Source organism: Ruegeria sp. CL5 (assembly GCF_056536485.1).
The window spans coordinates 1-15,737 of record NZ_JBQFPS010000002.1 but is presented as its reverse complement, the minus strand read 5'-3'; the positions used below and the strand labels follow the sequence as shown (position 1 = coordinate 15,737).

General features: G+C 54.7%; 15 protein-coding genes. 6 read left to right on the top strand and 9 right to left on the bottom strand.

The window, feature by feature from the left end:
* Window positions 1–80: 80 nt before the first annotated feature.
* The gene (gene phnF / locus ACR0IU_RS03695) at window positions 81–824 is read left to right on the top strand and encodes a phosphonate metabolism transcriptional regulator PhnF (protein ID WP_480715300.1); all 744 of its coding nucleotides are present in this window, start codon (window positions 81–83) and stop codon (window positions 822–824) included.
* Window positions 825–938: 114 nt separating this feature from the next.
* Here phnF and ACR0IU_RS03690 read toward each other — a convergent pair whose 3' ends face one another.
* The 5 genes from ACR0IU_RS03690 to phnC form a co-directional block, all read right to left on the bottom strand.
* Window positions 939–1,553, bottom strand: coding sequence for a DapH/DapD/GlmU-related protein (locus ACR0IU_RS03690; protein ID WP_480715299.1), 615 nt, complete (start codon window positions 1,551–1,553; stop codon window positions 939–941).
* Window positions 1,541–2,866 (bottom strand): phosphonate ABC transporter, permease protein PhnE, encoded by a 1,326-nt coding sequence (gene phnE, locus ACR0IU_RS03685; protein WP_480715298.1) that lies wholly within the window; start codon window positions 2,864–2,866, stop codon window positions 1,541–1,543. The genes ACR0IU_RS03690 and phnE (ACR0IU_RS03685) overlap by 13 nt, the downstream gene beginning before the upstream one ends.
* Window positions 2,863–3,738 (bottom strand): phosphonate ABC transporter, permease protein PhnE, encoded by an 876-nt coding sequence (gene phnE, locus ACR0IU_RS03680; RefSeq protein WP_480715297.1) that lies wholly within the window; start codon window positions 3,736–3,738, stop codon window positions 2,863–2,865. The genes phnE (ACR0IU_RS03685) and phnE (ACR0IU_RS03680) overlap by 4 nt, the downstream gene beginning before the upstream one ends.
* A gap of 63 nt (window positions 3,739–3,801) precedes the next feature.
* Complete coding sequence (gene phnD, locus ACR0IU_RS03675; protein ID WP_480715296.1) at window positions 3,802–4,713, bottom strand: phosphonate ABC transporter substrate-binding protein; 912 nt, start codon at window positions 4,711–4,713, stop codon at window positions 3,802–3,804.
* Window positions 4,714–4,772: 59 nt separating this feature from the next.
* Window positions 4,773–5,588, bottom strand: coding sequence for a phosphonate ABC transporter ATP-binding protein (phnC, locus tag ACR0IU_RS03670; protein ID WP_480715295.1), 816 nt, complete (start codon window positions 5,586–5,588; stop codon window positions 4,773–4,775).
* 620 nt (window positions 5,589–6,208) lie between these two features.
* On the opposite strand from phnC, the gene ACR0IU_RS03665 reads away from it, so the two are divergent.
* The 4 genes from ACR0IU_RS03665 (at window position 6,209) to ACR0IU_RS03650 (ending at window position 12,092) form a co-directional block, all read left to right on the top strand.
* On the top strand, window positions 6,209–6,904 hold the full coding sequence (locus ACR0IU_RS03665) for a Crp/Fnr family transcriptional regulator (protein ID WP_480715294.1): 696 nt from the start codon (window positions 6,209–6,211) through the stop codon (window positions 6,902–6,904).
* Window positions 6,905–6,908: 4 nt separating this feature from the next.
* A complete protein-coding gene (locus ACR0IU_RS03660) occupies window positions 6,909–8,033 on the top strand; it encodes a hypothetical protein (protein ID WP_480715293.1) in 1,125 nt (374 codons plus the stop codon).
* A 1,178-nt stretch (window positions 8,034–9,211) separates the two neighbouring features.
* A complete protein-coding gene (locus ACR0IU_RS03655; RefSeq protein WP_480715292.1) occupies window positions 9,212–10,432 on the top strand; it encodes an APC family permease in 1,221 nt (406 codons plus the stop codon).
* Window positions 10,433–10,715: 283 nt separating this feature from the next.
* Window positions 10,716–12,092, top strand: coding sequence for an MFS transporter (locus ACR0IU_RS03650; protein WP_480715291.1), 1,377 nt, complete (start codon window positions 10,716–10,718; stop codon window positions 12,090–12,092).
* Here the strand turns inward: ACR0IU_RS03650 and ACR0IU_RS03645 are convergent, their stop codons facing one another.
* The 3 genes from ACR0IU_RS03645 to ACR0IU_RS03635 all read right to left on the bottom strand — a co-directional run bounded on the left by ACR0IU_RS03645 (window position 12,093) and on the right by ACR0IU_RS03635 (window position 15,247).
* Window positions 12,093–13,685, bottom strand: coding sequence for a trypsin-like peptidase domain-containing protein (locus ACR0IU_RS03645; RefSeq protein WP_480715290.1), 1,593 nt, complete (start codon window positions 13,683–13,685; stop codon window positions 12,093–12,095).
* A gap of 221 nt (window positions 13,686–13,906) precedes the next feature.
* Entirely contained in the window at window positions 13,907–14,410 is a 504-nt protein-coding gene (locus tag ACR0IU_RS03640) for an Hsp20/alpha crystallin family protein (protein WP_480715289.1), read from the bottom strand.
* A 189-nt stretch (window positions 14,411–14,599) separates the two neighbouring features.
* Complete coding sequence (locus tag ACR0IU_RS03635) at window positions 14,600–15,247, bottom strand: IS6 family transposase (protein WP_480715621.1); 648 nt, start codon at window positions 15,245–15,247, stop codon at window positions 14,600–14,602.
* On the opposite strand from ACR0IU_RS03635, the gene ACR0IU_RS03630 reads away from it, so the two are divergent.
* Window positions 15,155–15,346, top strand: a complete 192-nt coding sequence (locus tag ACR0IU_RS03630; protein ID WP_480715636.1) for a hypothetical protein — start codon at window positions 15,155–15,157, stop codon at window positions 15,344–15,346. The genes ACR0IU_RS03635 and ACR0IU_RS03630 overlap by 93 nt on opposite strands.
* Window positions 15,347–15,469: 123 nt before the next feature.
* On the opposite strand, the gene ACR0IU_RS03625 is transcribed toward ACR0IU_RS03630, so the two are convergent.
* The coding region (locus ACR0IU_RS03625; RefSeq protein WP_480715288.1) for a hypothetical protein at window positions 15,470–15,737 on the bottom strand (268 nt) is incomplete at its 5' end.

Here is a 15,737-nt window from a genome sequence, read left to right as displayed (position 1 = left end):
TCGACAACTTTTCCAGATACTATACAACTATACACATCATAGCAGATGCCGCGTCCGAAGACAGAGGAGTTTTGTGAAACTTGCGTGACAGATCAGGCAAAACACCCATCTGGCAGGCCATTGCAGGTGCCCTGCGAAACGATCTGGCCGAAGGTCGCTATGCGCCCGGTGACAAACTGCCGACCGAGGCATCATTGGCCGAACGGTTTGGGGTCAACCGGCACACGGTGCGGCACGGAATTTCCGCCCTGGTGGACCAAGGTCTGATCCGCACCCGGCGCGGTGCGGGTGCCTTTGTGGCCGCAACGCCCACAGACTACCCGATTGGCCAGCGCGTGCGATTTCATGAGAACCTGATTGCAGCCGGCCGACGCCCCGAAAAGCGGATCCTGCAAATCGAAGAACGCGCGGCAGCCGATGGAGAGGCGCGCGCGCTACGCATCGCGCCGGGCGATCCGGTCTGCGCCTATCACGGTCTGTCGTTGGCCGATGGGCAACCCGTGGCTGTGGTCGAAAGCGTCTTTCCCGCAGGCCGTCTTCCGAGTCTTGCACAGGCACTGACGGCACATACCAGCATTACCCAAGCGTTGCAGATTGTCGGCATTGCAGACTATACACGAGCTTCGACGCGCCTGACCGCCGTGCGCGCTTCGGTCACGCAGGCCCTGCATCTGCAAGTCGCCGAAGGGGACCCGCTCCTGAAATCGACCAGCGTGAACGTGGACGAAACGGGCATTCCGGTTGAATACGGACGCACATGGTTCGCTGGCGACCGCGTGACCCTCACACTCGAAACCGATACGCCGGAACCTGTTCAGGCGTAGGGGCCAAAACCGTTTCGGTCAGCCGAACGGCGCATCTGAAGCACCGCAGCGTGACACCACTCAACGCGTCGATGGCGTGAGCATCGCAGTTTTGCGTCCGCCACACAAACGCACTTACTCGTATTTTTCGAGAAACGCCTCGGCTTTCAGGCTCCGAAAATCTTCCAGCGCCTTGCGCAGATCTACATGTGACCAATCCCACCACGCAAGGGCAATCATGCGGTCAGCAATCTCAACCGGTTGCCGCACTCTCAGAGGTTTCGCCGGTGTGCCAGCGACGATTGTATAGGGATCCACATCCTTGGTTACGACGGCCCCGGCCGCCACCACAGCGCCGTGGCCAAGGCGCACCTCGGGTTTGATCATCGCTCCGGCGCCAATCCATGTGTCATGGCCGATGGTGGCCGTGCGCGACCTGCGGTGCGCAAAGAACGTCTCATCATGCGCGGCATCGTCCCAATAGTCAGCCGACCGGTACAGGAAATGGTGGCACGCCGCCGTATCCAGAGGATGATCCGTGGCACCAATCCGGGAAAAGGCTGCGATATTGGCGAACTTACCAATCTGTGCATTCGCGATATCGGCATAACGGTCGCAATAGGAATAATCCCCGAAATGCGCATTGTTGACCCGGCTGCCTTTGCCGATCTCGACAAAGGCGCCGAACGTACTGGACGTGACTTCACATTCAGGATGGATAAAGGTTGTGTCCGCCGTCAGTCGTGCCATCTGTCTTTGTGCCCAATCAGTTTGCCCCGCAGCCAGCCCGAAAACCAGTCCATGAACATTACCATCACGATAATCAGAAGGATGTAGTAAGCCACCTCTTCCCAATCCTTTTGGGTCTGGATGGCCTGTGTCAGCATCAGCCCGATACCACCCCCTGTGATAGCACCTATGATCGTGGCCGAACGCGTGTTGGATTCCAGGAAATAGAGGATTTGCGCCAAGAGCACCGGCACCACCTGCGGGATCACCCCAAACCGATACCGCTGCAGCGGTTTGGCCCCGGTGGATTCAACGCCCTCGATCTGTTTCTGATCAACGTTCTCCAACGCTTCCGAGAATATCTTGCCAAACGTTCCGGTATCCGTGATCAGGATCGCCAGCGTGCCTGTCAGCGGTCCGGGGCCAAAGGCACGGGCCAGAACCACCGTCCAGATCAACGCATCAACACCACGGACAAAATCGAACAGCCGCCGTGTCAAACCGCGGATCGGCATCAGCGGGGAAAAGCGTTTGGCGGCAAGAAAGGCCAGCGGCAGGGCAATGATCGCCGCCCCCATGGTGCCAAGAAAGGCCATCAGGATCGTTTCGCCAATGGCCCAGGCCACATCCTTGTGGCGCCACATGGCGTTGTTCCACCAGTCTGAGACCGCCCCCGAGATATTGCTGCGATTTGGATCAATCTGTTCACCAAACAGGATCTTCCAAAGGCTCTGACCGTGATAGGGGCTGTCCAGCGTGAACCAGAACAGCTCCCATCCGGTAAAATAGTTGAAGACTTCGGTCCGCGCCCCGGTCATGGTGATGCGCCCTTCGGGCGTGGTGATCCCGATGCGGCGGTTCGAGGCCGAAATCCAGTCGGGCACATCGTCGGGCAGATTGCTGGTCAGGCTGCGCCCTTCGGCCTGAACTTCGATCAACGGGAAACCCGGTGTTTCGATCTGCGTGCGGTTTTCCGGCAGGTACCGCACGATGTGGTCGCCGCCCAGATCAATGGTGATGATCTCATCCCCGCTGACCCAATCCGGACGCTTGCCTTCCGGGTATCTCCCCTTGCGCTCGCCCTCCACGGCATAAGTGATCTCACCCGAGCGGTTGTCGCGCGTGACGTGAACCTTGTGCGACCAACTGTCAGACGCCAGCGTGATCGCATTGTCGATATTTGCCCGCTGCGCCAGCCCCGGCAGATCGAAGGCAAAGAAAATATAGGTCAGATAGACAAAGATCGCCGCCGGTATGGCAAAGCCCATCACCCGCTTGCGTTGGAACAGCTGGTCCGCCTCGTGCTTGGCAAGGCTCAGATCGGTCGCTGTCATTGGCCTTGCCCCTCTGTCAGTCGGTTTCGGTAACGGCTTGAGACCTGATCGAAGAACACGATTGTGCCAAAGAGCAGGATGAAAATGGCCGCAGCCTCGTCAAAGCGGCCGGGCCCCCAGGCCATGGCGTTGCGCAATTCGTATCCAAGGCCGCCCGCGCCAACAAAGCCAAGGATGGCCGAGGCGCGAATGTTGATTTCAAAGCGCAGCAACGTGTAGCTCAGATAATTCGGCGCCACTTGCGGCAAAACCCCCAGCAGCATGCGTTGTGACCACGTCGCACCTGTCGATGCCAGCCCTTCAACCGACTTCAGGTCGGCGTTTTCAGCGACTTCCGAAAACATCTTGCCCAGCGCGCCCGCCGCGTGGATCGCAATCGCGATCATCGCAGGAACCGGCCCGCCGCCCAGCACAAAGATCAGCACCAGCGCGATCACGATCTCAGGCACCGCCCGCATGATGTCCGAAATCCGCCGGAACAGCGGGATCAGGCGCGGCCATTTCGCGAGACCGCGCGTGCCCAGAAGCGACAGGAACAACCCGCCAAGCGCGCCGATCAAGGTCGAAACGGCCGCGATATTGATCGTCTCGATCAGCGCCGGAAAATACTTTGCGATCAAACCGGGCAGGTCCGCGCGCTTTTCCCACGCTTCCGACAAAACATCCGCCGGATAGCCACCGATCTGGTGAAGCCCTTCCCAGAAACCACCCGCGTTGCGCTCATCGGCCACGTTGAAGCCAGACACCATCAAAACGATGAATATCAGCAACGTCAGCCCGCCATACAGCCTGCGCCGCTGCACCTGCGCCATATAGCTCGACTGAATACTCGCCACGCTGTGTGGCGCGCTCGCCATGGATATGTCTGCCATTCTGCCCCCGAATAAAATTCCGGCAGCCCCCGCAGGGGCTACCGGAGACGTCATGGAAATGACTTAACCGCCGATTTTCGCTTTGCGCGCTTCGACGATCGAGATGTAGGTGTCATGTGTCACGGGCTGGAAGCCCAGTGTTTCGCCTGCAGCAACACCATAGGCGCAATCGGGGTCACGCTCGTGCAGGCCGTCGACCAGTTCGGTCATCGTAGCGCGCGCATCTGCCGGCAGTGCTTTGCGCAGCACGATCGGGCCTTCGGGGATCACGTTGGATTTCCAGATTTGAACCATGTCGTTCATATCGACCAGGCCCGCATCCACGGCCTTGCGCAGTGCGCCCGAGTTATACCCGTCTTCCCAGTTGCCCTGGGCGTCGGCCCAGGTCACGCCACCGTCAATGTCGCCGTTGTTCACCGCAACGATGGTCTGTTCGTGGCCGCCGGTGAACTTGACCTCACCAAAGTATTCGCCGCTCTCCATGGTCACGCCGTTTTTGTACTGCGGGATCTCGATCGAAGGGATCAGATAGCCCGAGGTCGAGTTCGGGTCGCCAAAGCCAAAAACCTTGCCTTCCATGTCATCCAGTGACGTGATGCCGCTATCCTTGCGGGTAAAACCGATCGAGTGATAGCCGATCGAACCATCCACGTTCACCTTGATCAGAACCGGATCAACCGCTTCGGGATCCTGCAGATAGGTCGCGGCATAAGCAGACGCGCCCAGCCATGCCATGTCGATGGTGCCACCCAGCAGACCCTGAATGACGCCGTTATAGTCGGCCGGGGCAAACAGCTTGGTTTCAACACCCAGCGCCTCGGTCGTATAGTCCGCCAGACACTGGTACGAGTTCATCCGGTCCTGCGCGTTTTCGCCGCCCAGAATGCCGATGCGGAATTCGCTGATGCCTTCGGCGAAAGCGGCCGTGCTCAGGGCAGTGGTAGCGGTGAGTGCCAATGCGAGGGTCTTTTTCATCATTGTCTCCAGTTGGTTAGATAAAGGTGGCCCGCGCCACGCGCGGGTGGGAAACTGGCTCAAACATAGGCTTCGGCTTCGCGAACCTCGGGTCTGTCCAGTGTTTCGATCTCGGTGGATGTGGCCGCCTCGGAAAAATCCGCGCTGGCCCCGTAGATATCGCGCGCAACACCCGTGGTGAGCTGCGCAGGCGTGCCGTCAAAGACGATGCGGCCATCCCGCATCCCTATCACGCGATCACAATATCGGCGCGCGGTATCCAGCGTGTGCAGGTTGGCAATCACCATGCGGCCATCTTCTTCGTGAATGTCGCGCAGCGATTGCATCACCACCTGCGCGTTCATCGGGTCGAGTGAGGCGATCGGTTCATCCGCAAGGATGATCTTTGGGTCCTGCATCAGCGCCCGTGCAATGGCGACGCGCTGCTGCTGCCCGCCGGACAAGGCCTCAGCCCGCTTGGGCGCCTGCTCCGCGATGCCCAGACGATCAAGGATTTCGATGGCCTTGTGGATGTCTGTCTGCGGATAAAGATTGAACATCGTCGCAAATGTCGACCGCTTGTTCAGCGTTCCGTGCAGAACATTCGACACCACGTCCATGCGCGGAACCAGATTGAACTGCTGAAAAATCATCGCACAGCGCGACTGCCAGTTGCGCTTGGCCGCGCAGCGCAGCGATGTGATCTCTTCACCCTCGAAGGTGATTGTCCCGCTCGTGGCATCGCTCAGGCAATTGAGCATGCGCAGGAGCGTTGACTTGCCCGCACCCGAACGCCCGATTATCCCGATCATCGTTGGCCTGTCTACGGAAATGTTGGCTGCATCCACAGCCGTGTTTTCTCCGAACCGCTTTGTCAGCGCGTCGATCTTCAGCATATCGCCCCCAGTGTTTGAAAGGGCGGATAACGGTCGCAGACAACAAATCGGTGACAGTTTTAAATCAGTTTCTTGGCAATTGCGAAACGGATTTGTGACAGTTGCCTGTGTGTCGAACGGTTATGGGCGAAGCCAGACGCCGTTGTTTAGGGGAATTTATCCACAGGACGTTATATTTCTGTTACAATCATTCATCTCGTTGCCTTAGAGTGTCGACATGACCAAGTTTTTTGCGCCGTTAGGCATCCGCCGGACCAAGGTTATTCCCGATCATTCCGGAATCCGGTTAATAGGACGTGTGCAAATGGGTGTCGCCGAACAGAACTTGATTTGGAAATTCATCCGCTGGGAAAGGCGAATATTCGCGGTCACCCGGGTTCCACGGAGGCGCATCCTGAGCGAATGCCGAGTGTGCTAAAGTGGCAGCGACATATATTAGTAACGCGTGGCTCAATGCGAGAGTTGAGAATAAGAGCCCAAGTGACTTTTGAGCGGAATACATCTTTAGCGCCCCCACAATATTGTTTATTATCAGGTGGTTATTTTGGTGCCACACGCGCGTTATTGCGCGAAACTAACAGAACGGCTTAACAAATATTTTCCCATATGGGGTAATTGAGATGAAGAAATCCAAAGCTCAGCCTTTTCCTGTTTTTTCCTCGGCATGGCTTCGGGGTGTTTCCGGAGAAAGTTTGGAGCAACTCAAACAGATTTCGGAAATCGTCGACTACAAGGACAAGGAAACGATTTACGCAATTGGCGGGCCGCAAAATTCGCTTTACGGAACCATCTCAGGAAAGGTTCAGGTTCGTCTCGCATTGACTGAAATGGAGCCGGTACTTGGTCATATTCATCACCCCGGCGCCTGGTTTGGTGAGTCAGAGTTGCTGCTGGATGTTGACGGTTTGGTAGAAATGAAGGCTGCCGGTGACGTCAGATTGATCAGGGTTTCGTATTCCCGGTTTCGTACACTGGCCAATGCTCGGCCAGATCTATGGGAGGCATTTGCCCGCCTTACTTCGATGAACCAACTGCTGGCCATGTCCGCGGCCAATGACCTTACACAGCGGACAACCCGCAAACGCATCGCTGCCGCCCTTCTGCGATTGGGTGGGTGGCGCGGCGCATTGCAAGGGGCCGAACCCACAGATACCGTTGTTGGCAGCCAACAAGAACTTGCGGATCTGTCAAAAATCGCTCTGTCGAAGATCTCCGTATATTTAGGAGAAATGGCGGACGAAGGCCTCATACGCCTGGAGTACGGGCGAACCGTTTTGATCGATTTGGACGGATTGCGACGCGTGGTCGAGGAATAGAGTGATGCGTGCTGATCCCCATCATATCCGCAGCCAATATTGGAAACGTTTGCGTCCGCCCATTTCAAGGGTTTTCCTGATTTGTTCGATCTTGTGTTTTGGAATACTCGAACTGCGTCCGGCGCTGGCATGTCAGGTTTGCATCACGCTGCCCGAGGCCACACTTGCAGATCATTTGATTGCCGCCGATGTCGTCGTGCTGGCGTCACCTGCACCGGACAATCCGTTCAAATTCGTTCCAAAGCAGCAAATTAAGGGGTCACCAGACGACCTTAAAAGAATTCCGAAGATTCCATTCCTGATCGACAGTTCGACCCGTGCCGCCTACCGCGCAAACCCTGACATGACGGTTCTGTTGAGCTACGGGACCGTCGAAAAAGACGGCGCCGGACGCGGCTGGTCACGCAAGTGGAAAAGGATTTTCACTCTGAGCCCAGAGCGGGAACAATTCCTGGAAGCCCTCTGGGTAGAGGAGAAACTCTGGCAGAACAACAAAACAGCATCCGATGCGCGCGTTGCGTTTTTTGCGCGATACCTTTCGCACGAGGATCAGGTGTTAAGAGACACCGCCCTGATCGAAATCGACCGTGCGCCATATGGCAGCATCCAGATGTTGCGAAACGAGGTTGCAGCAGACGTACTGTTGCGTGAGTTTGACAGCCTCGCGCGGATAAGCTTCGTGCCGGTTGCGATTCGATTGCTTGGTCTGCAACTCGACGATGAAAATGCCAAGCGAGCTATTCGATCACGATATCTCAAGTCTATTCTTCAGGGATCGTCTTACACATACGATTGGGCCTTGGCCGGGATCGCTGTTGACGGAACACCTGCTGTAAAAGCCGTCGACGCCGCGCTGAAGACCGCAAATCTAAAACAGGACCATAAACGATCTCTCATTCGAGCATTGGCTGACTCAGGTACAGCGTCACCCTTTCTGAGGGATCAGATCATAAAAATATTCTCCCGCGAATTGGAACACGATAACTCGTCAGCGTTGGAGATTGCGATAGCCATGCGCGACTGGAATGACATTCGCTTGGATACCCAATTTGCGAAATTGCTTCATAACGAGGATGTTGACCCGGTAACTCAGTTCGTTATCCAAAACAAACTTGATACAAGGGACTAAAGGAGACGATGAGGCTGATGCATCAACAGATTTTGCGGCTTCAAGGTTCGCCTTTTTCTTGAGCGCCTACTTTCGCTAATAAGTGCCAAACAAGATACATAAGCAGCGAATTTCGGGTTTCTGAAGGATCCGTGGATCAGGTTTGTCAACTCTGGATCGAAACCAGCCGTTTGGGCCAACAATTAGAATGTCCGACTTATCCGCGACTTTCTCATTGACTGAACAAATATTGCTGCATCTTGCACGCATGGTCGGTCTTCCCGCCGCGACGCCGCGCTCACGATAATGCATTCGCCGCAAATTTTGTGCTGCGAGCGCGCGCAGCGAAAAAATCAATTTCACGGATTGGGCTCTTCGCGGTCATCGGATGCAACGCAGCATACGCTTAGCTGTGCGATTGCGCCATCTTCGAGGACGGCCCTTATGCTTCTCCAATTTGCTGCCCCGGAAGAAAATCTTATTATAAGGCATCCTTAAGAAAGCACTTTGACCTTGCTCATTTTGGACGCTCCTGTACGAGGATTGGCGTTTCAGTCGAATAGCGTTTGGTGTACGCGCCTAATTTATTCCTGCCGGCCTACAACTACGCCACCTCATCGTTGACCTCACCACCCTTGCGCGCAGACGGTGCTCCTTCCAATATGTTCATATGCCTGAGAATTCGCCATATGTGATAAGGCACGCGATGCAACCATCTGAGCGCATCCATCCGAGCCCAAGACTGGTAACAGGTTCCAAAGCGTCACGAATTGCTCTCCACCCTAAATCTGAAACCGTCGAACATGTTTGCTTTGCCTTTAAGTCCGACGACAAACGACTGTTGGGTTGCGTTCAGCCTCGCAGACCCGACGCCGCGAGGTAATTGACATAGATCAAAGCACCAACATGAATTACATAGTAAAATTTGAATGTTTCAACATATTCTACGTTCACCGTCCTGTCCCCAAGTAAACACAAAGGTGAACGGAATTTTGAAGGAGTGGAAGTTCCACCCACGGGGGCTCGGCAGGAGTGGTGGCGAGCCCCCAGTTAGTTGATTGGCGCCCAATGCGCCCAGACGTTGAGACACAAGGCATTCGGTGCAGCTTTGACCATAGGATTAAGCCGCTGCGCCAATCGGGGAAAAAAGAGGGACGCCACTGACGACATTCGGAAAGGGCAGTTGGCGGAAATCACTTATGAACTCTGTTGATCCAAACGAACAGAAACTCAGACGGGCCCTTACTACCCCGTTGCTCACGCTTTACGGCCTTGGGGTAACGGTCGGAGCGGGCATCTACGTTTTAGTCGGTGCAACGGCAGACATTGCCGGTCAGTTTGCGGCGTTGTCGTTCGTTGTAGCCGCGCTCGTCGTATCACTCACCGCGCTTTCGTATGCAGAACTCGCAACTCGATTTCCTGTCAGCGCAGGTGAAGCAGCCTATGTTGAGGCGGGATTTCGAAAAAACTGGATGGCGGTTTTCGTCGGGCTTGCGGTGGCGGCCTCGGGCGTTATCTCGGCATCTGCCGTTGCAATTGGAGCAGCATCATACCTGCACGCTTTGACCGGTATTGCGATCCCTATTTTGACTGTCAGCGTTGTTTTGATCATGGGTCTTATCGCACTTTGGGGGATCACGGAGTCAGTCCTTGTTGCGGCCGTCATCACGATCATCGAGATCGCAGGTCTTCTTTTTGTGATTGGCTGGGGCATGTCGATCCAGGATCCGCAGGGATACGCGATAAGTTCAATGCTTCCGCCGCTGGAACTCGACGCCTGGAGGGGCATTTTCGCAGCATCACTTCTCGCTTTCTTTGCATTTGTTGGCTTCGAGGACATGGCCAATGTCGCTGAAGAGGTTAAAGACCCTGTGCGCACCATCCCAAAGGCGATTTTGCTAACGCTCGTTCTGGCGACCGTGTTGTATCTGGGAACCTCAATGACGGTTTTACTTGTTGTTCCGATCGATGTTCTCTCGACATCCGCAGCACCCCTCGCGCTTGTGTTTTTAAACGCCCCCGAGGTGATAAAACAGGGCTTTTCCGCGGTCGCGATTGTGGCGACAGTCAATGGAGTACTGATCCAGATGATTATGGCCTCGCGAGTGATCTACGGACTAGCAGACCGTGACTATTTGCCGAAGGTTCTGGCGATAGTCCCTAAAGCAACGCAGACACCGGTTGTTGCTACTTTGCTGGTTGTAGCGATCATCGTTCTGCTGACTCAAACTATACCGATTGGTACTCTGGCAGAGCGAACATCCCAGGTCGTTCTGGGCGTCTTTGTGCTGGTCAACATTTCGCTGATCCTGCTGAAGATGCAGCCGGACGAGCCCGCCAAGCATTTCCGTGTTCCTCTTGTCGTGCCGATCCTTGGGGTGATCACCAGTGCATTGCTTTTCGGATCTGGATTTCTCTAACTAGACACAACGACCCAAAGGCTTCGACGGGCTGCCATGGCAAATGACGACTGACCAAACTTCAATAGGATCAAAACTTTCGGCCTGGTGGCATAGAACGTTTGTAGATCTGGTTCAGCAGCTGCAATGGTCGTATTTACCGCCATTGATGGTCTACTTCGCTGCCGGCGTGTCCGGCCTGACCTCGGTCGTCGGAGCTTTTTTCCTCAAAGACTATCTAGATTTATCCGCCTCTTTCGTTGCTGGACTTGCATTTTGGGCCGGTCTCCCTTGGATCCTAAAAATGCCACTTGGCCATGTCGTCGACCTGTTTTGGCGCTGGAAGTCCCTGCTGATCTTGTTTGGGGCTACCTTGATAACGTTGTCTTTGCTCACGATGTACGGTCTCGTGACCGCGCCTGCACAGATGTCCAAGTTCATGCCGTTGGAAGACTGGTATGTTGTTGCCCTGCTCTTGGCGCCTTCCGGTTATGCCATTCAGGATGTTGTCGCTGACGGCATGACCGTTGAGGCGGTCCCAAAGGTTGACCAGCGCGGCCTACCGTTAACACCTGAAGAAACCCGTGCTCAGCACACGACGATGCAGACCTTGGGCAGAGTTTCGATCATTTCCGGGTTTGCGGCGGTTGCGGCTGTAAACATCTGGATATTCTCTGGAACCGAAGAGCTGCAAAAATCCGAACGCCTTGCGCTTTATGGCCAAGTATACCTGATAGCTCTGGCCATCCCGGTGTTGTCCGTCAGTGGAGTGGTTCTTCACAGCTTTATCCAGCGTCAGCTTGCCAAGCACGGACACCCGCCACATACGCCGGATGAAGTCACCGAAGTCAAATGGTCCATATTGCTCGGCGGCCTCGCATTCGTTGTGCTCAGCATCGTGCTGGGAACTGCCGATTTCAAATTTGCGCAAGAGACCGTTTTTGCGGTTTCACTGATGGTGATCCTGTACCTCATGTCGCGTCTGCTGAAGGAACTGGACCCGGCCCAAGCCAAAGCCCTGATCGGGACAGCGACAGTCATTTTTGTGTTTCGCGCTGTACCGCTACCGGGACCAGGCCTGACGTGGTTTGAAATCGATGAACTGGGATTCGATGAACAATTCCTGGCAATCCTGGCTCTATTAACTTCGCTGCTGGCGTTGCTGGGTTTAATCATTCTCCGGCCGTTTCTGGCGAATCGCTCCATTGCGCATGTGGTGGTATTGCTGACGATCGCCGCAGGCGTTCTCGCCCTGCCCAACCTTGCACTCTACTATGGCGTGCATGAATGGACGGCGGCGCATACCGGCGAAGTGGTCGACGCAAGATTTATTGCCATTCTCGACACCGCTGTTGAGTCTCCACTCGGACAGATCGCCATGGTCCCGATGTTGGCTTGGATTGCACGCAATGCTCCAACTCATTTGAAAGCGACCTTCTTTGCCGTAATGGCATCGTTTACCAACATGGCATTGTCGGCCAGCAGCCTCAGCACCAAATACCTCAACCAAACATTCGTTGCGACTCGCGCTGTCACAAATCCAGAAACCGGTGCGGTCACGTCCAACGCGGACTATAGTCAACTTGGATACTTGCTGATCTCCGTGGCCGTGATCTCAGTGATCGTTCCACTGGCTACAGTGTTCGTCGTTCAAAACTCGCGCTTCCGAACGAGCGAATGATTACTGGCTTTCCACCTCTCCCAGCAGAACTCTGAGATGTGAGACCGGGACGCCGATGTTTGAACCACCAAACTCGGGCAGGATCGCAGCATTGATGGCAACTACCTCGCCCCGCCGATTCAATGCTGGCCCTCCGCTTCCACCGGTCGTAGTCTCAGCGTCATAAACGATGGCGCTCCCACTCGTCCGCGCAACGATGCCCCGGCTTGCTAGCGGATGTATCTTGCTTTGTGCTGAAAGCCGGGACGCTATCGACCAAAAATTCAACGTCCCTTCTGCTTCCAGTTCCTCTAAAAAGCCCGGACCAGCCTGCGCGATCAATGCTTTCAAACCCGTTGGATACCCCAACAGATAAAGCTCTTCACCTACGCGCGATGTGGCATCCGCCAACGGAATGCCGAGGTCGTGAACGCGGCTTGGCTCTACCGTCAAAATCGCCAAGTCTGCCGCTTCGCTGAACCGGACCAAACGCGCCTCTATTGGTTCCGTCTGATCAGGCAAATAGGCAAGCAGCCTCAACATTTCAGGCTTGAGACCAGCGTCGTTCAGCGCTTTTTCTCGTTTCCCCGAGGTCCAGGGCAAAGCGACATGGCGGTTGGTGGCCATCAACGGTGCCCCAGCAATCAAAAACCCGGTTCCGGTGAACTGAAATTCTGCGGGTTCGCCGGTCCCGTCCGGTTCGATCCAAGGCTGGCCAAACGGGGTTTTCAGGTTTTCTCCGTTCGGTCCCAAAACGTGCCGCAAAATCTTCCCGCTTTCTACGTGGCGCAGCCCGTAAGCCCCCTGAAGGAAAGCGACAGATCGAGTGGAGGCAGCTATCACCCGCGCGGGTGCCCCCACCCGTTGTTCCAAAGTTCCAAGACGTTGTTGGGTCGACAAGACCTGGTTCTCAAAGGCATCACGCAACGAATCCAAGTCATCAGGCGTAATTGCATCTTCCCGTGTTTGAGCGAGCATAACCGCAACCGCTTCGATCTTGCGGGACTCCTGTTCGATACTATCCGCCAAGCGCCGGTCGTTTTGGTAAAGTAGGTAACCAAACCCCGCAATCACAAGAAGCGTTGCAAGTACTGTGATCCTGAAAAGTATCGTGGTCTGAGACGCAAGCCGCCGCCCACTATCGCGAAGGGCGCCAGACATCTTTTTGGCGAAGGGTCGACGGCTCGTTCGGGTGTAAGCATATGCGTCACTGAGGATATCTTCGACTGTGTGGTGTGCGGGAAATGAGTGATCGCACAACCTGTATCGAGACATGGGGCCCTTTTCGCCAAACTCGATCATGTCGCCATGCCTAAGAGACGCCGATGAGGCTTTTTGCCCGTTTACCCATACATTGCACCCTGCTGACGCGGTTATCGTGTGGTCGTTGTCAGCCCACTGTAGTGTGGCAATATCGTTATCATGAGGAGGTAGGTCATCTTTAGGTCGAAAGCATAGCACCCTGCCTTCGTCAACTGAAACGGTTAGAGCTTTATCGAGAAGCCAGTTCACGTTTCCGCGCGATGGACCTGTCAGGCTCTCCAGAAAGGCCCGCACCTCACCTTCACCACCATTCCCTGCCGATGTAATGCTACTCGCTTCTGGTTTTCGCATTACGGCTCCCTATCCAAATGCGTGAGGGCATTCTACCACGTTGCAACACCAAACCCATGGCCTGGTGCGAATGTACAAAAAAAACGCATTTATACAAACACTTGCGATGTCTGCCCGGATTCAACCCAAAAACATCTATCAGGCCGCAGCTCGAAGAAGGCCGGTCAATGATCGACCCTCTGCTTTGGCATTTCAAGCACCGTATCGAGCCAACAGACCGTCTATTTCGACGATACCTTGATCTTACGGCTTGGATCCTGAGGCTCAGTCTTCGGCATTTCGATATGCAAAACGCCTTTGTCGAATGTTGCTGAAATCTTGTCGATTTCCACAGTGTCTGGCAGCGACATTGCTCTGGAAAAGCTGCCATAGCTTCTTTCGCTGACACGCAGATCGCCCGTCTCATCATGCGCAATCTTCTTCTGACCGCGCAGGATTAGCCTGCGATCCTTGATCTCAATTTCCACATCATCCTCTTCGAGCCCTGGCAATTCAGCCGTCAGGACAATCGCAGAATCCGTTTCTTGGACATCGATTGCCGGTGAAATCGCACCTGTCATGTCAAGAGACGGAAAACCCGTGCGTTGCGCAGCCGTTTCCATTGGTAGGAAAGGTGATCCTCCCCCCAAAAAACGCGACATCAGGGTTTCCATTTCACGCCGAAAGTTGTCGGAGAACGGATGCGTTCCAGTGAAAAGTTGCGGGGATTCTTTGTCTTCTAGCATTTTTTGAGCCTCCTCCTTTGGTCTGATTTCGCGCGCGCAACATTATGACAGAAAAGGCGGTCAAGGACCTTGATCTTGCGTAAGCATACAACCTCATCCGTCGCCAGATCGCTCGCACCGGTTGAACGAACAGAAACGGGAACCGTCGTTCAACAGACTTGCCAGGTCGTGCTGGAGTTAACACCAATCTCAGTAGTCTTGATCGGAACCCCAGGTCAGCTTAGCGTTTATTCTAAATGAGCCCGAGTTGCCTACCTTTTCCTGATTGAAGTGGTTGTATACTGAGGAATGGACGGAGGCGAATTTCTGCAAACTTCGCATGCGCCTGAAACGTTGCATGGCGCGTTCGCGTCGTCGAAACGGCAGGTGCGAATTCTCGACGCGGTTGTTGAGCCACCGGCCCGTCTGTTGTTTTTCGAGCGCGCCCAGCTCTCTGAGCGCCGCCTTGTAGGATGCGAAGCGATCCGTGACGACGTTTTCCGCTTTACCGTGTCGCTTCATCAATTTCCTGAGGAATTTCAGTGCTGCAGCCTTGTTTCGGCGTTTGGTGACAACGGCTTCCGGCACCTCGCCTTCGTGATCAACAGCCCGCCAAAGATAATGCCGTTTGCCATTCACCTTTACGAAGACCTCGTCCACGTGCCACTTCCATTTCGAGAACGCGCGCAGCTGCTGCACACGCTTTCTTTGGATCTCTGATGCAAACACCGGCCCAAACCGGTTCCACCAAAATCGGACAGTTTCGTGGCACACGTCGATGCCTCGCTCGGGCAGCAGATCTTCGACATTCCGAAGCGAGAGTGGGAACCGAATATACAGCATCACCGCAAGGCGGATGATCTCGGGGCTAGTTTTGAAGTACTTAAAAGAGGCAGGTCTGGTTATGGGCAAAAGCTACGCAACACCCCTACGCCCGCTCAAGCAAAGTTCTTCTGACAAGCCCTTCAAATGTTCAATGAAAGGATGATTTTAATAGGACGAAGCCTCGAAAATAGCGGCCCGGCTAGTCTATAGGACTGCCGGGCCGAATTTGAGCGTTTCGAACTCATTTCATTGGATTTATAGAAATAGATCAATGGTATCGTGCGAAGTCCAAATCAGGGCTATTTCTTCGCCGATATGACTGCTTTCACCATCTAATGATTGCTCTTCTTCAACCCGAATTGAGTACACTCCGTCATTAGTTTGTCTTTGGCTTAGGTCCGCAGTGTCTGGCCCATTGAATGTCTGGATGTCGGCAAATAAGAATGCCTCATCTATTTCCTGATCAATCTCGGTCCAGTTATGATTGACGTCGTCAAGAGAAACTGCATTTAACACGTCGCTC

Bases quoted from the DNA above. Each gene is read 5' to 3' on its own strand.
- ACR0IU_RS03690 (WP_480715299.1), bottom strand. From the start codon at position 1,553: ATGGCACGACTGACGGCGGACACAACCTTTATCCATCCTGAATGTGAA.
- phnE (WP_480715298.1), bottom strand. From the start codon at position 2,866: ATGACAGCGACCGATCTGAGCCTTGCCAAGCACGAGGCGGACCAGCTG.
- phnE (WP_480715297.1), bottom strand. From the start codon at position 3,738: ATGGCAGACATATCCATGGCGAGCGCGCCACACAGCGTGGCGAGTATT.
- phnD (WP_480715296.1), bottom strand. From the start codon at position 4,713: ATGAAAAAGACCCTCGCATTGGCACTCACCGCTACCACTGCCCTGAGC.
- phnC (WP_480715295.1), bottom strand. From the start codon at position 5,588: ATGCTGAAGATCGACGCGCTGACAAAGCGGTTCGGAGAAAACACGGCT.
- ACR0IU_RS03665 (WP_480715294.1), top strand. From the start codon at position 6,209: ATGAAGAAATCCAAAGCTCAGCCTTTTCCTGTTTTTTCCTCGGCATGG.
- ACR0IU_RS03660 (WP_480715293.1), top strand. From the start codon at position 6,909: ATGCGTGCTGATCCCCATCATATCCGCAGCCAATATTGGAAACGTTTG.
- ACR0IU_RS03655 (WP_480715292.1), top strand. From the start codon at position 9,212: ATGAACTCTGTTGATCCAAACGAACAGAAACTCAGACGGGCCCTTACT.
- ACR0IU_RS03650 (WP_480715291.1), top strand. From the start codon at position 10,716: ATGCCACTTGGCCATGTCGTCGACCTGTTTTGGCGCTGGAAGTCCCTG.
- ACR0IU_RS03645 (WP_480715290.1), bottom strand. From the start codon at position 13,685: ATGCGAAAACCAGAAGCGAGTAGCATTACATCGGCAGGGAATGGTGGT.
- ACR0IU_RS03640 (WP_480715289.1), bottom strand. From the start codon at position 14,410: ATGCTAGAAGACAAAGAATCCCCGCAACTTTTCACTGGAACGCATCCG.